General features: G+C 62.1%; 18 protein-coding genes. 3 read left to right on the top strand and 15 right to left on the bottom strand.

Translation table 11 applies throughout. The features are described 5' to 3' along the window. Positions 1-53 precede the first annotated feature (53 nt). Entirely contained in the window at positions 54-782 is a 729-nt protein-coding gene (locus tag N826_RS22405) for a Crp/Fnr family transcriptional regulator (RefSeq protein WP_044432480.1), read from the top strand. 29 nt (positions 783-811) lie between these two features. On the opposite strand, the gene N826_RS22400 is transcribed toward N826_RS22405, so the two are convergent. The 4 genes from N826_RS22400 to N826_RS22385 form a co-directional block, all read right to left on the bottom strand. Beyond that, entirely contained in the window at positions 812-1,162 is a 351-nt protein-coding gene (locus N826_RS22400) for a hypothetical protein (RefSeq protein WP_044432478.1), read from the bottom strand. Positions 1,163-1,270: 108 nt separating this feature from the next. Then, on the bottom strand, positions 1,271-1,618 hold the full coding sequence (locus tag N826_RS22395) for a hypothetical protein (RefSeq protein WP_044432477.1): 348 nt from the start codon (positions 1,616-1,618) through the stop codon (positions 1,271-1,273). A gap of 231 nt (positions 1,619-1,849) precedes the next feature. Continuing rightward, positions 1,850-2,011, bottom strand: a complete 162-nt coding sequence (locus tag N826_RS22390; protein ID WP_211099347.1) for a hypothetical protein — start codon at positions 2,009-2,011, stop codon at positions 1,850-1,852. A gap of 142 nt (positions 2,012-2,153) precedes the next feature. After that, positions 2,154-2,795, bottom strand: coding sequence for a YgjV family protein (locus N826_RS22385; protein ID WP_169789400.1), 642 nt, complete (start codon positions 2,793-2,795; stop codon positions 2,154-2,156). A gap of 519 nt (positions 2,796-3,314) precedes the next feature. Here N826_RS22385 and N826_RS22380 point away from each other — a divergent pair. Further along, the gene (locus N826_RS22380) at positions 3,315-3,884 is read left to right on the top strand and encodes a hypothetical protein (protein WP_044432473.1); all 570 of its coding nucleotides are present in this window, start codon (positions 3,315-3,317) and stop codon (positions 3,882-3,884) included. 33 nt (positions 3,885-3,917) lie between these two features. Here the strand turns inward: N826_RS22380 and N826_RS22375 are convergent, their stop codons facing one another. From N826_RS22375 to N826_RS22340, 10 genes are all read right to left on the bottom strand, one after another. After that, positions 3,918-5,435 carry an amidase gene (locus N826_RS22375; protein ID WP_044432472.1) on the bottom strand — a complete coding sequence of 506 codons (1,518 nt, stop codon included), beginning with the start codon at positions 5,433-5,435 and terminating at the stop codon, positions 3,918-3,920. Positions 5,436-5,480: 45 nt separating this feature from the next. Next, positions 5,481-6,224 (bottom strand): branched-chain amino acid ABC transporter ATP-binding protein, encoded by a 744-nt coding sequence (locus N826_RS22370; protein ID WP_044432470.1) that lies wholly within the window; start codon positions 6,222-6,224, stop codon positions 5,481-5,483. Continuing rightward, positions 6,208-6,972, bottom strand: a complete 765-nt coding sequence (locus tag N826_RS22365; protein ID WP_044432469.1) for an ABC transporter ATP-binding protein — start codon at positions 6,970-6,972, stop codon at positions 6,208-6,210. The genes N826_RS22370 and N826_RS22365 overlap by 17 nt, the downstream gene beginning before the upstream one ends. Further along, positions 6,969-8,030: a branched-chain amino acid ABC transporter permease gene (locus N826_RS22360; protein ID WP_044432467.1), complete on the bottom strand. Its 1,062-nt coding sequence runs from the start codon at positions 8,028-8,030 to the stop codon at positions 6,969-6,971. Before N826_RS22360 ends, N826_RS22365 begins: the two co-directional genes overlap by 4 nt. 23 nt (positions 8,031-8,053) lie before the next feature. After that, complete coding sequence (locus N826_RS22355; RefSeq protein WP_044432466.1) at positions 8,054-9,304, bottom strand: substrate-binding protein; 1,251 nt, start codon at positions 9,302-9,304, stop codon at positions 8,054-8,056. A 2-nt stretch (positions 9,305-9,306) separates the two neighbouring features. Further along, entirely contained in the window at positions 9,307-10,164 is an 858-nt protein-coding gene (locus N826_RS22350) for a branched-chain amino acid ABC transporter permease (protein ID WP_044432465.1), read from the bottom strand. Between the two features lie 335 nt (positions 10,165-10,499). Then, on the bottom strand, positions 10,500-10,805 hold the full coding sequence (locus N826_RS22345) for a hypothetical protein (RefSeq protein WP_044432462.1): 306 nt from the start codon (positions 10,803-10,805) through the stop codon (positions 10,500-10,502). 167 nt (positions 10,806-10,972) lie between these two features. Continuing rightward, the gene (locus N826_RS43260; protein WP_147040929.1) at positions 10,973-11,395 is read right to left on the bottom strand and encodes a hypothetical protein; all 423 of its coding nucleotides are present in this window, start codon (positions 11,393-11,395) and stop codon (positions 10,973-10,975) included. Between the two features lie 12 nt (positions 11,396-11,407). After that, positions 11,408-12,406 carry a ParA family protein gene (locus tag N826_RS41865; protein WP_211099346.1) on the bottom strand — a complete coding sequence of 333 codons (999 nt, stop codon included), beginning with the start codon at positions 12,404-12,406 and terminating at the stop codon, positions 11,408-11,410. Between the two features lie 334 nt (positions 12,407-12,740). Next, the gene (locus N826_RS22340) at positions 12,741-15,653 is read right to left on the bottom strand and encodes a PAS domain-containing protein (protein ID WP_169789399.1); all 2,913 of its coding nucleotides are present in this window, start codon (positions 15,651-15,653) and stop codon (positions 12,741-12,743) included. A gap of 435 nt (positions 15,654-16,088) precedes the next feature. Here N826_RS22340 and N826_RS22335 point away from each other — a divergent pair, with 435 nt between their 5' ends. Then, positions 16,089-17,399 carry a hemolysin family protein gene (locus N826_RS22335; protein WP_044432460.1) on the top strand — a complete coding sequence of 437 codons (1,311 nt, stop codon included), beginning with the start codon at positions 16,089-16,091 and terminating at the stop codon, positions 17,397-17,399. A 21-nt stretch (positions 17,400-17,420) separates the two neighbouring features. On the opposite strand, the gene N826_RS22330 is transcribed toward N826_RS22335, so the two are convergent. Continuing rightward, positions 17,421-18,413, bottom strand: coding sequence for a TerC family protein (locus tag N826_RS22330; RefSeq protein WP_063772298.1), 993 nt, complete (start codon positions 18,411-18,413; stop codon positions 17,421-17,423). Positions 18,414-18,498: the final 85 nt, after the last annotated feature.

Here is an 18,498-nt window from a genome sequence, read left to right as displayed (position 1 = left end):
CTTAGGTCAACCCGATCTTCGGCTTCGAGGACCGGGCAGCCAGGAGAGCCTTGATGGCAGCGTTATCGCATTCGAGCAAAGTGCAGTTCCTCGCACGCGCATCCTTCTTTGAAAACTTTGCCCCGGCGGAACGGGAGTCCATCGCCGCCCGGCTGAACTCGCGCCGCTTCAAGGACGGCGAAACGATCTTCATGCGGGGGGATCCGGGATCGACGCTGATGATCGTGGTCGAGGGCCGGGTAAGGATCGGCGTCAATACGGCGGAAGGGCGGGAGATGCTGCTGACCATCATGGAACCCGGCCAGATCTTCGGCGAGATGAGCCTGCTGGACGGCCAGTCGCGCAGCGCCGACGCGACGGCGATGGGGGACACGCTGGTCCTGACGCTGGAGCGCTTCGATTTCACGGCCACGCTGCGCCAGTTCCCGGAAGCGGCGCTGCGCCTTTGCGCGATGCTGTCGGAAAAGCTGCGGCGTTCGACCGATCAGGTCGAAGGCGTCACGCTGCACCCCGTCAACGTCAGGCTGGCGCGTCTGCTGCTGACGATAGCGGCCCAGGCCTCGAAGCAGTCATCGAAGCCCATCGCCGGAATCGGCAATCCCCGGCTCAAGGGCAATCCGACCCAGCGCGACTTGGGCCAGCTGATCGGCGCCAGCCGGCAGAAGGTGAATTTTCATCTGGGACAGTGGCAGGCGGAAGGCATCATCGCGCGCGACGGCAACGCCTTCGCCATACAGAACTGGAAAGCCCTTCAGGCCATCGCCAACAGCGACGCGGAGTGAAGGATCACATAGGATCTGTCACACCCGGCTCACCGCGACTCGAAGCGCCAGGAAAAGCCCGGAGGCGGCGGAGGCGGACGGTAGTAGCGGGAGCGTTCTTCATAATACCGGTCCGGCATCGCGAATCGGTCGCGCCGCCATTCCTGCTGGCGCCGGGCCTCGCGGTGGCGGCCGATCACCTCACCCAACTGGATGCAGGCGCGGCGATCGCCGTAGTTGCAGGCTCGCTTGAGCCCATCGGCCTGATAATGCCTGCCGCCCCTGTCCCATCCCCGATGCCTGTCCCAGTCGGCGGCTGCCGGGAGGACGGACATCAAGAGAAGGGAGGCGGAAGCGACCAGTAGCCGGACACGCATGGCGACACCTAGCGGATTGTTCATCTGCAAGTATCAACAAAAAAGCGGCCCGATTATTCCGGCGGTCGTCCCTGGGACCATCCTTATCTTTAGGGATGGTCCCGGAACAAGAAACCGGTCCGGATCAAGCTGTCAGAGGCCGGTGGAGGCCGTCTTGGAACCGCTCTCGACGCGCAGCTTGTCGCCGTCGCGGGTCAGGACGAGACGGGCGGCCGGCGTGCCGGCATCGCCGCTCAGCTCGATCGTGGCGGACTGGCCGGCGGCCAGATCGTGGGTGAAGCGCAGGGCCGGAGCGGCTTCGGTGGCGGAAACGGTCGTGACGACTTCGAACTTGTCTTCGGCGTTCGTGAAGAAGACCACGGCGGAACCGTCACGCAGGGCGACAGTCCGGGCCTGCTGGGCGCTCACGACATCGGCGGCGGAAGCGATCGAAGGAACGAGCAGGGCTGCCACAGTGGCAAGGCCGATAAAGCGACGCATGGGAAGCTCCTTATGGTGCAGTGCAATATACTGCAATCCCATATAGGCTCCCATGGTTTAGAAAGCATGAATTTTTGCAGTGCAAAAAAGCTATAGGTGGCTTGCGTCAATATGCGCATCCCTTTTGAGGATGCCTTTGCCCTGCTGTGTACACGACAGCGGTACCACCTGAATAAGCATGTTATCGACCGGACCGTGTCGCCGGTCCGGCCGTTACCCGTTACATGCGGGTTATTTGCGGTCGCGCGGCGGATTCAGCATGGGCATCCAGAACTGCATCGACATTTTGATCCAGTTCTGGACGAATTCCTGCTGCTGCCGATGCATTTCGGCAGTCCAGGCGCCACGCATCATGCCGGCGGAAGAATTCGCAGCCGACAGCCACATGCTCATGAAGGGGTTCTTGGCGGTATAAGGGTTCTGCATGGTGTTCTCTCAATCCTGTTGTTCACCATGACAACATCCCGCAGTGCAAAACGGCCCTGCGGGATGTCCAATTCATTGGTGTAGGATCGAAGAACCAGCTTCGAAGACTCTATGCCGAGGCGGGCAGCCCTGTCGGGATTCCTCCGGAAAGCACCGGAACGCCCCGGCTTTCCTGGTGGCGCAGACGTCGCAGGCTCAGCTCGCTGCGCAGACGCCACAGGTTGCTGACGAAGCACATCGTGTCGGACGCCAGACCGAAGGGCGAGCCGACGATCGCGTTATGGGTCGCCCATCCGATCGAGCACAGCACGAAGAACCAGCGCAGCTTGAAGGTGTCCTTCTGCCAGCGCCCCAGCGTCGCCATCGCCATCCCGAACGCGGCGCCGGCCGAAGCAAGACCGTTCCAGGTCAGGAACGTCAGCACCGCGATCATCGGAACCGTCGACCAGAACAGGATCGTGGTCGCCCGGCTGTGTTTCTGCGGAAGCGAGGCGGTCGCCTGCACCAGCGTCATGACGCACATGCCCGCACCGCTCCAGGCGCCGAGCAGCCCATAATGGATGCCGAACATGACGGTGGCGAATGCCTGAACGGCGAGAATCGCGCGGCGATCCTTGAGGAAACCCCAGGATGAACCGGCAACGACCCCGGCAAGGCCAAAAATTTCGGCGGCGAGCATGGCTATGAACAGCACTGATGGAGGTGTGGGGGAGAAGACAGGACCGTATATACGCCCCCTGATGATCCGCATCCCGTGCGATCTCCGCCGGGGAGCCATGCAGAAAATGTGGCCCATTAGCCGCAGTTGTCACATCTGCACCACACCCGAGAGAAGGGATTAGCGGCTGTGAGTACGACAATATGGATTGCCTCGACAGGAGAGCGGCCGACTCGATGCCGTCGGAAGGCAAGGGCTGCGCACGCCGGGTGGTTTCACCGGCGGTCGCACAGGCTGGTAAATTTTTCATGAGCGGCAATTCGCCACGTTAACGACGTCCCTCAGGCAATCATAACCGGGAGCTGTAATTTGACTTAGATCAAACCCTCCCGTCATAGACCGGAGGATGTGGATATTAAGCATTTGGGTCTAGTCGCCTTTCCCCGGTCATAGGCCGGATTGCGGCGAATTTATTCGCAATTTCAACGAACTAAATGGAGATGGAAATAATGGGTGAAGGTACCCAGATTATCGGAATGGGTAAGTATTCATTAACCTAAACAGCCGTATCGAAGTGTTAACAGATCTCGCTGTGGATGGAACAAGCACACCATGAACAACGATCACGATGCCGGCCCTGATGAAAGCTCCTTTGTGATCGGACAGGCTCTGTCCGGACGCCACCTGCTCGACAGCCCGATGGAGACCTCCTCCTATCAGGGCGCCTCCCGCTACAACGGCGGAGAGTCCCAGGGTTATGCTCCCCGTCCCCTGCCGCGTCCGCCAATGCGCCGGATGGACCATCGCGGCATGCCGGACCGTTTCGCCACCCCCGAGCGTCCGCAGGCGCAGCCCCAGACGCCCCCCGCGATCGACCGCCGCTCGGCCGCCGCCGCCCCGCTCGTCCGGCAGGCTCCCGCCATGGCCGATCTCGACGCCGACGACGATGACGACGATCTCAACTCCAACGGCCTGGTCTCCCGCGCCGGCTGCCCACGCGGCTGGCTGATCTCCGAGGCCGAACTGGAGCGCCGCTTCGCCAAGCTGGGCGCCCGTTTCGAGGACGTCGACGTCGACACCGAAGCCGACCGCCACGTCATCCCGATCCAACCCGCCCGCCCCGCCCAGAACGCCTCCTACACCTCCCTCTTCGACCTCCCCCGCCGCGCCCGGAGCCGCTGAAAGCGGCTCCGCCCGTCAAGTCTGGCCTTTCACTCACCCCTTCAACTCCGCCCCGCCCGACTGCTCGAACGCGTAGGCCGCCTTGTAGATCGTCGCTTCGTCGAAGTGCTTGCCGATCAGCATCGTGCTGGCCGGCAGTCCATCGATCAGGCCGCAGGGGACGGCCATCGCGGGATGGTGCGTGATGTCGAAGGGTGCCGTGTTTGTGATCATCTCGAAGGCCCGCTTGACGATCGAGGTAACCGGCGCATCCGCTTCCGGCATCGGGGTCGCCTTCATCGGAGTCGTCGGCATCAGCAGCAGGTCGCAATCGGCTAGGGCGGCGTCATAGGCCGCGCGCAGCCGCCGGGCGATGTTGATCGCCTTGCCATAGGGCTGGACGCCTCGCTTATCCAGCACGTAAGTCCCCAGCAGCAGCATCAGCTTGGTGGTTTCCGACAGCTCGTCGGCCCGCTGCCGCCAGGAATGGTGCCGGTCCATCAGGCTCGACACATACAGGTCGGGCCGGCTCAAGCCATAGCCGTCGCCGTACATCATCGTCTGGGTCAGCCCCAGCACGCCGATCGGCATCCAGATCGCGACACCCTCACGGTGCATCGGGATCGAGATTTCCTTGACCGTCGCGCCCAGCTTGGCGAAGTGCTCCGCCGAGCGCCGCACCGCCGCATCCACTGCCTCTTCCGAGTCCGGATGGCCGAAGCCTTCCTTGACCACGCCGATGGTCATCCCCTTGACGCCACCCTCCAGCATCTCGGCATAGGGCGCCGTCTTCACGTCGTACTGGCGCGGATCGTAGCCGTCCGGCCCCGCCATCACCTCCAGCATCAGGGCGTTGTCCTTGACCGTCCTGGTCATCGGCCCGGTGTGATCGACGAAGATCTCGATCGGCATGATGCCGGTATAGGGCACGAGCCCGTGCGTCGGCTTCATCCCGTAGATGCCGCAAAACGAAGCCGGCATCCGGATCGAGCCGCCCTGATCGCCCCCGACCGCCAGATCGACTTCGCCCGCCGCCACCAGCGCCGCACTGCCCGATGAAGACCCGCCGGCGGAATAGCCATGCTTCAGCGGGTTGTGGACCGGCCCGGTGATGTTGGTGTGGCTGCCGCCCGACAGGCAGAAGGCCTCGCAGTGCGACTTGCCCACGATGGTGGCGCCGGCGTCCAGCAGGCGCGTCACGATGGTCGCGTCGATTTCCGGGACATAGCCTTCCAGCGTCGCCGAGCCGTTCATCATCGGCACGCCGGCCAGCATGATGTTGTCCTTCAGCACGACCGTCTTGCCGGACAGCTTGCCTCCCGGAGCGCCCTCGATCGTCGTCTTGACGTACCAAGCGTTGTAAGGGTTGTCCTCGACCATCGGACGGTAGCCGGGTGTCCGGGGATACTTGACCTCCGGCAACTCATCGCGCATCCGGTCCACCTGATTGAACTGCTCGACGCTCGGCCCCATCAGCGTGGCGAACTCCTCGGCCTCGGCCGAAGTGAGCGACAGGCCGATGGTACGGCCGACATCCAGCACCGCTTCACGGGACGGCTTCTTGATGGGCATGAATCCCTTCCTCCTGCTTATGACAGTATTGAATTGGTAAAACGCCTACGGCGCCAGATACCGCAACAGCTCCGGATGGCTGCCGATCTCGCCGGCACCGCCCTCCAGCACCACCCGCCCCCGCGCCATGACCAGCGCGTGGGTGGCGACCCGCAGCGCCAGATCCAGGTGCTGCTCGACGATGATCAGCGCCATAGTCTTCGACAGCTCGCCCAGCCGGTCGGCCAGTTCCTCGATCACGCCGATCCAGACGCCTTCGGTCGGCTCGTCCAGGATCAGCAGCCGGGGTTCCCCCAGCAAAGCCCGCCCGACCGCCAGCATCTTGCGCTCGCCGCCGGACAGCGTGCCGGCCTGCTGGTCCAGCCGCGTCCCCAGCTTGGGGAACATCGCCATGACCCGGTCCATCGCGTCCGACTTCGGCTTCATCAGCGACCCGACCTTCAGGTTCTCCCGCACCGACAGCTTGGCGAAGACGGCCCCTTCCTGCGGCACGTAGCCGATGCCCGAGCGTATCCGCTGCTCGGTCGGCAGCGCCGTGATCTCCGACTTGCCCAGGAACATCCGCCCCGTGGCCGCCTTCATCTCGCCGGCTATCGTCTTCATCAGCGTCGTCTTGCCGGCTCCGTTGCGGCCCAGCACCGCCAGCCCTCCGGTTGCGGGCACCAGCAGCGACACGTCGAACAGAGCCTGACTGGTGCCGTAGAAGGCGGAGACTTCCTGCACGTCCAGCGCCGAGGGTCCACGCACGGGCGGGACCGTCCGCCCGACGACGTCAAGTGCGACGGACATAGACCTGCCTCACTTTCTCGCAGTTCTGAATGGTCTCGATAGTGCCGCTGTTCAGCACGGCGCCCTGGTCCAGCACGGTCAGCACGTCGCAGATCTCGCGGATGAAATCCAGGTCGTGCTCCACGATGACGACGGCGCAGCGTCCCCGGATCGGCTCCAGCAGCTCGCCGGTGATCCGGCGTTCCTCTATGCTCATCCCGGCGGTCGGTTCGTCCAGCAGCAGCAGGTCCGGCCCGGTCGCCATCGCCATGGCGATCTCCAGCCATTGCTGCTCGCCGTGCGACAGGCTGCTTGCCACGTCGTCGGCCCGGTGCAGCATGCGGAACTGCTCCAGCGCCGCCCAGACCTTCCCATGCAGCCGCCGACGCGACGAGGACCGCAGCAGCGACCCGATCCCCTCGCGCGCCTGGGTCGCCAGCAGCACGTTGTCGTAGACGGTCAGCCCCGGCAGGACGCTGGTGATCTGGAACTTGATCGACATCCCCGCCCTGGACCGCTCCGACGGCGTCGCGCGGGTGATGTCGCCGCCCTTGAAGGTGACGGTGCCGGACGTCGGCAGATGCTCGCCCGCGATGGCTTTCATCAGCGTGCTCTTGCCCGACCCGTTCGGCCCGATCAGCCCGTGGAACTCCCCGGACCGGACCTGCATGTCGACCCCGTCCAGCGCCTTCAGCGCCCCGAAGACCTTATGCACGCCCCTGATCTCCAGGATCGGAGCCGCCGCCGTAGCCGCCACCGCCGCCGTCATGGCGCACCCCCCGTCCCGCTTTCCCGCCGGAACGACCCGATCCGCTCCCGGTCCGGCACGAACAGGCCCAGGATGCCGGTCGGCTTAAGCAGGATCACCAGCAGCATCAACACGCCCAGGATGACCGGCCAGAAGTCGCGGATGACCGGCTGGTCCGCCAGGAACAGGCTGCCGACCTCGATCATGGCGCAGCCGATGATCGCCCCGATCAGCGTCCCCGACCCGCCCAGCAGCGCGTAGAGCACGATCATGGTCGAAAGGTTGATCCCCAGGATGCGCGGCCCGGCGAACCCCTCGTGATAGGCATACAGCGCTCCTGCCAGCCCGGCGATCAGGCCGGACAGCGAGAACACGATCGCCTTGAACAGCTGCACCCGGTAGCCGAAGAAGGCCAGCCGCCGCTCCTGTTCCCGCATTCCCGCCAGCACCAGACCGAACTGCGAGCGCACGAAGAACCGGCACCCCAGATAGACGACCGCCAGCAGCGCGAAGGCCAGATAGTAGAACTCCGGCCCCTCGAAGAACTCGACCGGCCCCAGCATCAGCACGGGGATGCCCGACAGCCCGTTGGCCCCGCCGATATAGTACCACGCCGCCGCCAGCCGCTCCGCCGCATAGGACCCGGTCAGCGTGCCGAGAGACACGAAGATCACCGTCGGCGCCCGTTTCCCCAGCAGCAGGAACATCGCCATCAGCAGCGCCAGCGTCATGCCGACCAGCGCCCCCAGCGGCAGGGTGATCAGCCCCTGCGCCAGATCCATGTCGCGCCCCAGCAGCCCGACGACATAGGCCGACGTCCCGAAGAACAGCGCCTGCCCGAAGCTCATGATCCCTGAATAGCCCCAGTTCAGGTCGAAGCTGAGGGCGACCATGCCCAGGATCATCACCTTGGTCAGGAAGACCACCCAGAAGAACTCCAGGAACAGCGGCATCACCGCCAGCGCCAGGAAAACGGCGATCTCGACCATGAGAAGCCGGGGCAGCCGCGACGGCCGGGAGAACGCCAAAGCGCCCTCTCCCGCCTTGCTCACGACCGGCTTATGAACCACATCCGCCATCTATCGGTCTCCGCGATACGTCATCAGGCCGGCCCGCATTCCTTCGGTTCGACGGCGCTGCTCGACTTGGAGATCAGGTCGTAGGTCCCCGCCTTGGCGACCGCGATATACATGTTCATGCGGCAATGGCCGGTGCCGGGCACCATCTCCGCCCCGCCGCCGGGACCTTCCGCGATCTTGGTCGTCTGGAGCGCCTTCGACACCGATTCCCGGTCCAGGTCGCCGTCCGTGGCGATGACGGCCTGTTCCCACAGCTTGATGCCGCGCCACATGCCGGTGGCGGCGCTGCCGGCGGTGAAGCGATAGGGAGAGCCCGGATACTTGGCGTTGTAGCGCGCCAGCAGCGCCTTGGAGAACGGATCGTCCACCCCCTGGAAATAGTCCAGGCAGCTCGCCAGCCCTTCCATCTCATGGGGCTGGTGGACGTTCAGCATGTTCTCATCGTAGTAGACCGATGCAATCTTGCCGCCCCGGCCATGGTAGCCGGCCTCGTAAAGCTGCTTCAGGAACGGCCCGACGCCCGGCGGGATGACCGTGCTGAATACGCAATCGACCTTGTCGGTCATGATCCGGTTGACGGTGGACGAGTATTCGACCTGGTCGATCGGGTAGTATTCCTCGAACACGACCTCGCCGCCGTTGGCTTCCACGACCTTGCGGGCATACTTGTTGAGAAGCTGCGGCCACAGGTAATTGGCGGACGGGAACGCGAAGCGCTTGGCCCCCTGCCCGATCAGCCACGGGATCAGGTCGTCGCACTGCTGCGCCGGGGTCGGCCCGGTGCAGAAGACGTGCGGGGTGCATTCCTGACCCTCGTAGAGCTGCGGGTATATATAGAGAGTGCGTCCCCGCTTCGCGATCGGGTCCTTGATCGCCTCCCGCATCGAACTGGTGATGCCGCCCAGCACCACGTCGACCCGGTCGCGCTGGATCAGCCGGCGGACATTGGCGACCGCGACCGTTTCGTTCGACGCGGTATCCTCGAGATAGACCTCCAGCGGCCTGCCCTTGATGCCGCCCGCCGCATTGATCTCGTCGATGGCGAGCCGGGCGGTGTTCCAGCACGAATTGCCGGAATGGCTGATGGCGCCCGTGATGTCGGTCGCGATGCCGACCTTGATCGGAGATGCTGCATAGGCCCCCTTCGGCCGCAGCACCCAGCTTCCCAGCCCGGTCGAGACCATGCCCGCGAAAGCCGCCGTCCCGGCCGTGGCCCGGAGGAAGTCGCGCCGCGACAGACCTTTTCCGGCATTTCCATGCGGAGGAATTATCATCCTCATATTCTCCCTGCTTTGAGTAGGCCTTGTGGACGGAGCTTGACGATGGTTATGGCGATGACGAACACCAGGACGTCGGCCAGCACCGGCGGGACCAGCCACGGCAGGCTGGCGCTGATGCCGCCGACGATGGCTCCCCCCAGGATCGGCCCTTCGAAGGTGCCGACCCCGCCGAGCATCACCGCCAGGAAGCTCTGGATCAGGAACCGGACGCCGAGATCGGCGTAGAGCGAGAACAGCGGCACCATCAGCGCCCCCGCCAGCCCCGCCAAGGCGGCACCGAACGCGAAGGTCATGGCGTAAAGCCGCGCCGTGGAAATCCCAGAGGCACGGGCCAGCGACGGGTTCTCCAGCGACGCCCGCACCCGCAGCCCATAGGAGCTGCGCGTCAGAAACACCCAGGTCGCCGCGATCACCAGCAGCGTCACGACGATGATCACCGCCCGCCATTTGGCGATATTGAAGTCGCCCATCGACCAGGAGCCGACCAGCGGTTCCGGTATCGCGTGATAGAGCCCGCCGGTCAGGCTGCGCACGATCTCCCGGATCGTCAGCCCCAGGGCATAGGTGCCCAGCATGGCGATCACCGGCGTCGCGTAGAACCGGTGGATGACGGTGCGTTCCAGCAGATACCCGATGGCGCCGACGACGAACGGCGCCACCAGCATCCCGGCCCAGGCCGGCAACCCGTTGCTGTGAAAAAGGAAGACGACATAGGCGCCGAGCAGCACGAACTCGCCATGGGCGAAGTTGAAGATGCCGATCATGCTGGCGATGACGCCCAGCCCCAGCACCACAAGCACGATGATCGCGCTGAAACTGACAATATCGAAGGCGATATTGACGAAATTCCCCATAAAGCCCGTCTCCCACGCTGGCGGTCATGGGATGTCATTGAGCAATGCATATGCCAGTATGAGAAAACCGGGCTTTACCCCCGCATCAAGCCGTCGGCGAAGCCGTATGCACACCGTCGCGGCAGGCAAGGCAAGCGTCCTGCCAAAAATTTAATCGAAACCGCAAATATTGCCGCTTCAATAAAACTCCTTCATCGCCAAAACCGGAACCAACGCCCCTACCAGAACAAAAAGCCCCTCGCCCGCTTGCGGGAGAGGGAGGGACCCATTGCGCAGCAATGGGAGGGTGAGGGAGCACGCCAGCCAGCCAGCCGCCGCCTCCCCCACTCCGCCCCTCAATTCGACCGCCCATCCTGCTCATCGCCCGCATTGACGACCGCGAACAAGACCCGCTCCACCCGCCCGACCGAAGCCAGTGGCACCCCGGCAACCAGAAGCCTCCCGCCGTCACTCGCCGAAGCATTCCTCGGCAAGCACCGCAGGACCATCCGCCGTCTCATGGAAACAACCCGCGTCATCGCGGAAAGCGCCGCCGTCCGGGGATTATCCTCCACCGGCAACGGCCCCCGAAACCCGCACACCGACAATCCCAGCAGCAGCGCCGCGACTGGAAAGACCGCCAGACACTCCCCCGGTTTCATTCGGTGCCGGCTTTCGACCAGATGCACGAACCACGGATGCCAGATCACACCGCTTACACACTACCACGATGTGGTAAACATTAGCCAAATAAAATATTCTCCGGCTAGCTGTGTTTAAGACATATCAATAATTTACAACGCACATAATAGTTACAAAGCAAGAGAATTCAATTTTTATCTCTTATCGCCTTTGACCTGAGCCTATAGCCGACTGTTGCATCAACGATCTTATTTCTTATTGTTTCTATAGTATCGGAGCTTTGCACAGGAATAGACATCTCTCTTGCTATTAACACTAAATCATGCTTCTTTCCAGCGACGTCCAATAAAAAGTTGGCAGCATTATCTCGCGTGTCTATTTGATCTAATTTCATACGGATTAATTCTATATCTAGTTTTGGCTCTTTTGTGTTTAGAAACTCACCCACTTGACCTTTATCTAAAATTCTTTCTTTCTTCGATTTGCGAATATTTAAAGATAGTTTAGCATTATTATTTACAACAGCCTCAATATCAGATATAGTCATCGCTTCAACAAGTGATGCCAATTGACGAAGTAGTATCGCTGTTGCTTTATTCTGCTCAATCATAATATTTTTTCCCTAAATAAGGCCGATTTGGTTTGCAAATTCTGAAGCAACTTCTTCCAAACCGTCAACCACATTTTTGTAAGTTCCTGAAGTGTACCCATTTAGCACAAGGGGAACCCCTGTTTCAGGAGCGCGCGCAAAAATTGTGTCATTTCTCTTAATATAACTATCAAAAACATTTAGTCCACTTTGCGCTCTAACTTGCTGCATATAATTGTGTTGAGTTCTTATTGGATCATCACTTCTTTCTTGAATCATATTGAATAGCACCCCCAATGCAGCAGGCTGTATTTCGGGTGTATAGCTTCCAGTATTTTCTTGGGCATAATCGTTATAGTCCTCTACAAGGCTACTAACATTCTTGATGAGATAGTCTATGCCTAATGTAGATAGATAATCTGGGCGGGTTGGTATTAGTATAAAATCACTTGCAACAATTGCGGTCTTTGTAACAATATTGAAATTTGGCGGGCAGTCAATAAGCACAAGATCGTATTGATCACTCGGAATCTGACTAAGGCCATCGGCCAGCCTTCTATGTACTTTTAGAAAATTTTGCTTTGATTGCTTCATATTGGCACCACCCAAAAGAGTGGCTAACTCAAGATCAACGTTAATCAACCCCAAATGAGAGCAAATCAAATCCAGCTTACCACGCCCGCTCAAAACAGTTTTCGCACGCTTGGGTTCAAGTATAAGATTTGCAAGCGGAGACGAGGTACCTGCCAGGAGAGCATCAAAGGAGTTCTTGATCGTTTTGTTATCGGAAAATAAGTTTTTCCAGTCCTCAGGGCGAATAAAAGAAAAGGTTAGACTTGCCTGTGGATCAAGATCGATCATCAGAATTTTATAACCTCGCCAAGCGAGCTCGCCAGCTAGATTAGTAGTAACGGTAGTTTTACCAACACCGCCTTTATAATTTATTACTGAAACAATATGCATAACAAATGCTCCATCGATCACCCATGCAGACGGACCTATCATATCACGCCAATTTTTCTTCTTCAACATCTGATTTACATATTAGTCATATTTATGATTTATCAGTCATTCATGCTAATGCATGCTTAGCATTCTACGGATTATTTTTTATTGATGTTGACGTCACGTCAATACTTAATTCTTTATGAAAGAATTATAAGGATGTTTTTCATTTTGTGATACTGCTACGAACAAAGCTGCGAGATACGTTCAGCTTCAACGCTGGATACATCCCTCTTTACTGGCAATTTGCGGGAGCACCACTGCCTTGTCCGCGATCCCGAAGGCTAAGTCCTCGGCTTCTCCCAAGAGTTAGCCCGGAGTTGAAGCCAACCCCCGCAACCGTCCCCTTCACCCCGTCCCGCTACCCACCACTCTCCAGCATCGCGGAGATCTTAGTCAGCAGCGCCCGCGCGTTGAACGGCTTGCTGAGAACCTGCGTCCGCGGACTCAGCGGTTCATCCCCCAGCGCCGCATTGTGCGCATACCCCGTCAGGAACAACACGGCGATCTCCGGCTTCAAGCGCCGGGCGATCTCCGCGACCTGACGGCCGTTCATGCCGGGCAAGCCGACATCGGTCGCCAGCAGGTCGATCTTCGGCTCCGTCTCCAGCGCATCCAGGGCCACCTGTGGCTCGTGCGCCTCGATCACGCGGTATCCCTGGCGTTCCAAGGTCTGGACCAGCAGCATCCGGACCAGCCCCTCATCCTCCAGCACCAGGATCGTTTCGCCCTCCTGCGCCGGCTCCGGTTCGGGCAGCGCCGGAACGACCGGCTCGGCCTGCACGGCCTCGTGGTGGCGCGGCAGGTACAGCTTGACCGTCGTGCCCTTGCCCTCTTCCGAATATATCGCCGCATGGCCGCCGGACTGGCGGGCGAACCCGTAGAGCTGGCTCAGGCCAAGGCCGGTGCCCTGTCCGATCGGCTTGGTCGTGTAGAACGGCTCGAACGCCCGCGCCTGCACGTCGGGCGACATGCCGGCTCCGGTGTCGGTGACGCACAGGACGACGTATTCGCCGGGGGTCAGGCCGAACTCCGCGGTGACATAGGTATTATCCAAATGGGTGTTGGCTGTTTCGATCGTCAGCTTGCCGCCCGACGGCATCGCGTCGCGGGCGTTGATGGCAAGGTTGAGCAGGCCGTTCTCGACTTGGTTGGCATCGGCCCAGGTGCGCCACAGGCCGCCGGACAGGATGGCCTCGACCTGGATCGCCTCCCCGACGGAACGCTGAAGCAGTTCCTGCATGCCGCCGACCAGGGCGTTCAGGTTGAGGCTGGTCGGGGCAAGCGGCTGGCGCCGGGCGAAGGCAAGCAGGCGCTGCGTCAGGATTGCGGCGCGGTCGCCCGCCTGGGTCGCGAAGCGGACATGGCGGAGCAGGTCGTCGCGACCTTCCAGCGCGTCCTGGCGCTCCAGCTTGTCCTTCAGCATGTCCAGGTTGCCCAGGATCGCCTGGAGCAGGTTGTTGAAGTCATGGGCGACGCCGCCGGTAAGCTGGCCGACCGCCTCCATCTTCTGGGCGTGTCGCAAGGCTTCCTCGGCGGTGCGCAGGGCGTCCAGCGCCTCGCGCTCGGCGGTGATGTCGCGGCCGACCGCGTGGATATAGGTCTCGTCGGGGACCGCCGCCCAGGACAGCCAGCGGTAGCTGCCGTCCTTGTGGCGGTAGCGGTTCTCAAACCGCAGCGTCACCAGCCCCTTGTTCAGGCGCGCGGCCTCGCCGGTGGTGGCCGCCACGTCGTCCTCGTGGACGAGGTCCAGGAAGCTGGTGCCGATCAACTCGTCCTCGGTCCAGCCAAGCAGCGTCCCCCAGGCCGGGTTGAGCGCAATGATCGTACCGTCGAAGCGGGCGACCAGCATGATGTCGGTCGACAGCCGCCACATGCGGTCCCGGTCGCGGGTGCGTTCGGCGACCTGCTCTTCCAGCGTGCGGTTGAGCCGGTGGAGCGAGGATTCGGACCGGGCACGCTCGGCAGCGGCCCAGGTTCGGTCGGCGATGTCGCGGATCAGGTCCACTTCGCGCTGAGACCACGTGCGCGGCTCGCTGGAATGGATGTACAGCACGGCGGCAAGGCGGCCATCCTCGATAACGGGGACGTTGATCAGCGCGGCGACGCCGATCTGGCTCAGCGCCTGCGTGCTGTCCGCCGTGCGAGGGTCGAAGGCGACATCCGGGATGACCAGGATCTCGCCGCGGTGGAGGGTTGCGGCGAAGGTGCCGTAGTTGCGGAAACGGTGGACGCCGGCGATGCTCGACGCAGTGCCGTCGCTCCAATCGCGCTCGACCGTGACGAGTTGGCCGCTGGGGTCGACCCGGCCGTATCCGGCGCGGCAAACCCCCAATGTCCGGCCCAGCAGTTCCGCCGCCGCCTGGGCGATCTCGCCCGTGTCGTTCAGGTCGCGCAGGCGGTCGCCCAGTTCGACAAGGCAGGCGGAACGCTCGCGCGCCCGGACCAGATCGGTGACGTCGCTGCCGTCGATCAGGATGCCGTTGGTCTGGCTGTCCGCGCCGCAGATCGGCTGAAAGATGAAGTCGACGAAAAGCTCCTCTTCGGCCTCGTCCGGCCCCCGGCGGAGCATGACGCGGACTGCGCGGCCGACATAGGGTTCGCCGGTCGCATAGACCCGGTCGAGCAGACTGATGAAGCCTTGCTCCTCCAGTTCGGGCAGCGCCTCGCGCACGGACTTGCCGATGATCTCGCGGTTGCCGACGAGCTGGCGGTAGGACGCATTGGCGAACTCGTATACATGGCCGGGCTCCCGCAGGACCGCCATGAAGCTGGGAGCATTGTCGAACAGCCGGCGTAGCCGGTCGGCAAGGCCGAGTTGGACCGCCACCTGGCTCCTGTTCCTGACTTCGCCCGTCGTTTCCATGCAGGCGCACAGCAGGCCGCCGACTTGCCCGTTGTCGTCATGGATCGGCGACCACGAGAACGTGAACCATGCTTCTTCGGGATGGCCGTTGCGGGACATGACGACGGGGAAATCGTCCTGCCAGACCGACTCTCCCGCCATGACGCGGGCGACCAGATCGCCGATCTTATCCCATAGGTCCGGCCAAAGCTCCGCCATGGGGATTCCCGGCAGCACCGGATGCCGCCCGCCCAGGATCGGGATGAAGCTGTCGTTATGGAAAAATGCAAGCTCCGGCCCCCAGGCGACATACATGGGATGCCGGGAGTTCAGCATGATGCCGATGGACGTGCGCAGCGGCGCCGGCCAGTGTGCGGGGTGCCCCAGCGGTGAGCCTTCCCAGTCGCGGGCGCGCATCGACGCGCCCATTTCGCCTCCGCCTGACAGGAAAATGGGATGGGACGCAGAGGAGGCGCTCATAGACATGCAACTGTGTGATTACGGCGCGACCATAGCCCTTTAATCCTTTACCCAACAACTAGTTTCCAATCGAACTGGTTGGCAGGCCGACCATCCCGTCCCCGATGCTCAGGGGATGGATGCTTGCCGTATCGGACGGCATCGCACATTATGGCATGAGCAGCAGCGACGATGGAGTTCCTCCGCGCCTATCCGGCCGGAGATCGAATGAGCAGCAGTTCCGATCCACCCGACCCTGCCCCTCCGGCCGTGCCTTCGCGGCATCCCGGCCTGTTGATGGGGCGCCTGTCGATGGAACCGCTCCTGGCGTCGGCCCCCGGCCGCCGGCCATGCCGCCGATCCATGCCGCTCGCTGCCCGATCCCCTATCCGGAACCCCTAATCCATGCTCGTCTTTGAAATCGCCATCATCGTCGCCCTTACCCTGTTAAACGGGGTGTTCGCGATGTCCGAACTGGCGGTCGTATCCTCCCGCAAGTCCCGCCTTCAGCACATGGCCGACGAGGGGGTTCACGGAGCCCGCACCGCCCTGCGGCTGATCGACGATCCCAGCCGCTTCCTGTCGACGGTGCAGATCGGCATCACGATGGTCGGCGTGGTCGCGGGCGCCTATGGCGGCGCCACCCTGGGCGACCGGCTGGGCAGTTGGCTGATCACGATCCCGGGTCTGGAAGCCTATGGACGGATCGTCGGCGTCGGCAGCGTGCTGGTAATCATCACCTATTCGTCGATCGTGATCGGCGAGTTGATCCCGAAGCGCATCGCGCTGAAGAACCCGGAGCGGACGGCCAGCCTGATCGCCCGGCCGATGAGCCTGCTGTCGCGGGTGGCAGCCCCCTTCGTCTGGCTGCTGGGCGCTTCGACCGACGCGCTGCTGCGCCTGCTGGGCCTGCACGGCGAGCGCGAGGCGACGGTGACGGAGGAAGAGGTGCGCTCCATGATCACGGAAGGCACCCAGGCCGGTGTGTTCGACCCGCGCGAGAAGGAGATGATCGACGGGGTGCTGCGACTGGCGGACCGGACGGTGCGCGCGATCATGACGCCCCGGCCCGACGTGGTCTGGCTGGACGTCCACGACAAGCCGGAAGCGGTGATCACCGAGATCCAGACATCGGGCCATTCGCGCTTTCCGGTCTGCCGGGGCGAGTTGGACGAGTTGGTCGGTATCGTCCAGAACAAGGACCTGCTGAGCTTCGGCTTTCAGGGCAAGCCGCTGAACCTGGAAGCGGTCGCCGTCAAGCCGATGGTCGTCCACGACGCGACGCCGATCCTGAAGCTGCTGGACCTGATGAAGCGGACCGGCCTGCACATGGCGGTGGCGGTGGACGAATACGGCAGCGTCGAGGGGATCGTGACGCTGACCGACGTGATGGAATCCATCGCCGGCGACATGCCGGACCCCGGCGAGATCGCCGAACAGGCGGCGGTCCAGCGTGACGACGGGTCATGGCTGGTCAACGGGTCGATGCCGGTCGACGAGTTCGAGAGCCAGTTCGGAATGCGCGGGCTGCGCGACGACGGCGATTTCCACACCGTCGCCGGCTTCGTCCTGCGCCACATCGGGCACATCCCGACCGCCGGCGAAAGCTTCGAGCGCGATGGCACGCGGTTCGAAGTGGTCGATATGGACGGACGGCGGATCGACAAGGTCCTGGTGATCCCGCGCGCCCAGGCCGTGAACGAGGATGCGGCCTAGGCGGGGGACCGGTATCGCCGGTTACTCGGCGATACCCGGCTGCGGCTGGGAGTAGACCCGGGGCTTGCCCTCGGACTCATGAGCCGGATCGGGCAGAGGCGGATCGTTCCGGGTCTTGATCAGCGACAGGACGATGGAGCCGCCGATCAGGGTCGCGGTGACGCCCAATGCCAGCGCCGTCGGCACCTTCCAGATATCGATCAGGATCATCTTGGTGCCGATAAAGACCAGGACCAGGGACAAACCGTATTTCAAATAGCTGAAACGATGAATGATGCCGGCGAGCGCGAAGTAAAGCGAACGCAGGCCAAGGATCGCGAAGACGTTGGACGTGTAGACGATGAAGGGATCGTCAGTTACGGCAAAGATCGCGGGCACGCTGTCGAGAGCGAACATCAGGTCGGTCGCCTCGATCATGATCAGCACCAGCAGCATCGGCGTCGCCAGCAGGACGCCGTTGCGGCGAACGAAGAACTTGGTGCCTTCATACGTGTCGGTCATCTTCACGCGCTTGCGCACGAACCGCATGATGCGGTTGTTCTCCAGATCGGGTTCCTCGTCGGACGCCAGCATCATCTTGATGCCGGTGAACAGCAGGAACGCGCCGAAGATGTAGATGGTCCAGTGGAACTCGTGGATCAGGGCGGTACCGGCGAAGATCAGGATAGCGCGCATCACCAGGGCGCCAAGGATTCCCCAGAACAGGACGCGGTGCTGAAAGGCCGGCGGAACCGCGAAATGGCCGAAGATCATGGCCATGACGAAGATGTTGTCTACCGACAGGCTCCATTCGATCAGATAGCCGGTCGTGAACTCCAGGCCTTTCTCCATCCCCATGAACCAGTAGATACCGGCATTGAAGGTGAAGGCGATAGTGATGTAGCAGGCGCTGGCGATCAGCGCTTCGCGAACGGTGATCTGACGGGGACGGCGGTTGAACACGCCCAGGTCGAACGCGAGCAGTACCAGGATAAAGGCGTTGAAGCCTATCCAGATTAAGGGCGATGTTTCCATCGGGCCCTCCAAATGCGGTCACGCCCGTCGGCGCAAGAGCAGGTGAAGGAATCCGACATCATAGGTGGCGACCCACCTACCAGAG

The sequence above is a fragment of the Skermanella aerolata KACC 11604 genome (assembly GCF_000936425.1).
Lineage (GTDB): Bacteria > Pseudomonadota > Alphaproteobacteria > Azospirillales > Azospirillaceae > Skermanella > Skermanella aerolata.
Note: the sequence above shows the minus strand (reverse complement) of the source record. Positions and strands in the feature narration are given on the sequence as shown.

Coding starts and splice junctions, on each gene's coding strand:
- N826_RS22330 (WP_063772298.1), bottom strand. CDS start 18,413: ATGGAAACATCGCCCTTAATCTGGATAGGCTTCAACGCCTTTATCCTG.
- N826_RS43260 (WP_147040929.1), bottom strand. CDS start 11,395: ATGATTGAGCAGAATAAAGCAACAGCGATACTACTTCGTCAATTGGCA.
- N826_RS22400 (WP_044432478.1), bottom strand. CDS start 1,162: ATGAACAATCCGCTAGGTGTCGCCATGCGTGTCCGGCTACTGGTCGCT.
- N826_RS22390 (WP_211099347.1), bottom strand. CDS start 2,011: ATGAGCATGTGGCTGTCGGCTGCGAATTCTTCCGCCGGCATGATGCGT.
- N826_RS22335 (WP_044432460.1), top strand. CDS start 16,089: ATGCTCGTCTTTGAAATCGCCATCATCGTCGCCCTTACCCTGTTAAAC.
- N826_RS22350 (WP_044432465.1), bottom strand. CDS start 10,164: ATGGGGAATTTCGTCAATATCGCCTTCGATATTGTCAGTTTCAGCGCG.
- N826_RS22340 (WP_169789399.1), bottom strand. CDS start 15,653: ATGGGCGCGTCGATGCGCGCCCGCGACTGGGAAGGCTCACCGCTGGGG.
- N826_RS22385 (WP_169789400.1), bottom strand. CDS start 2,795: ATGCGGATCATCAGGGGGCGTATATACGGTCCTGTCTTCTCCCCCACA.
- N826_RS41865 (WP_211099346.1), bottom strand. CDS start 12,406: ATGTTGAAGAAGAAAAATTGGCGTGATATGATAGGTCCGTCTGCATGG.
- N826_RS22380 (WP_044432473.1), top strand. CDS start 3,315: ATGAACAACGATCACGATGCCGGCCCTGATGAAAGCTCCTTTGTGATC.
- N826_RS22360 (WP_044432467.1), bottom strand. CDS start 8,030: ATGGCGGATGTGGTTCATAAGCCGGTCGTGAGCAAGGCGGGAGAGGGC.
- N826_RS22345 (WP_044432462.1), bottom strand. CDS start 10,805: ATGAAACCGGGGGAGTGTCTGGCGGTCTTTCCAGTCGCGGCGCTGCTG.
- N826_RS22375 (WP_044432472.1), bottom strand. CDS start 5,435: ATGCCCATCAAGAAGCCGTCCCGTGAAGCGGTGCTGGATGTCGGCCGT.
- N826_RS22370 (WP_044432470.1), bottom strand. CDS start 6,224: ATGTCCGTCGCACTTGACGTCGTCGGGCGGACGGTCCCGCCCGTGCGT.
- N826_RS22395 (WP_044432477.1), bottom strand. CDS start 1,618: ATGCGTCGCTTTATCGGCCTTGCCACTGTGGCAGCCCTGCTCGTTCCT.
- N826_RS22355 (WP_044432466.1), bottom strand. CDS start 9,304: ATGATAATTCCTCCGCATGGAAATGCCGGAAAAGGTCTGTCGCGGCGC.
- N826_RS22405 (WP_044432480.1), top strand. CDS start 54: ATGGCAGCGTTATCGCATTCGAGCAAAGTGCAGTTCCTCGCACGCGCA.
- N826_RS22365 (WP_044432469.1), bottom strand. CDS start 6,972: ATGACGGCGGCGGTGGCGGCTACGGCGGCGGCTCCGATCCTGGAGATC.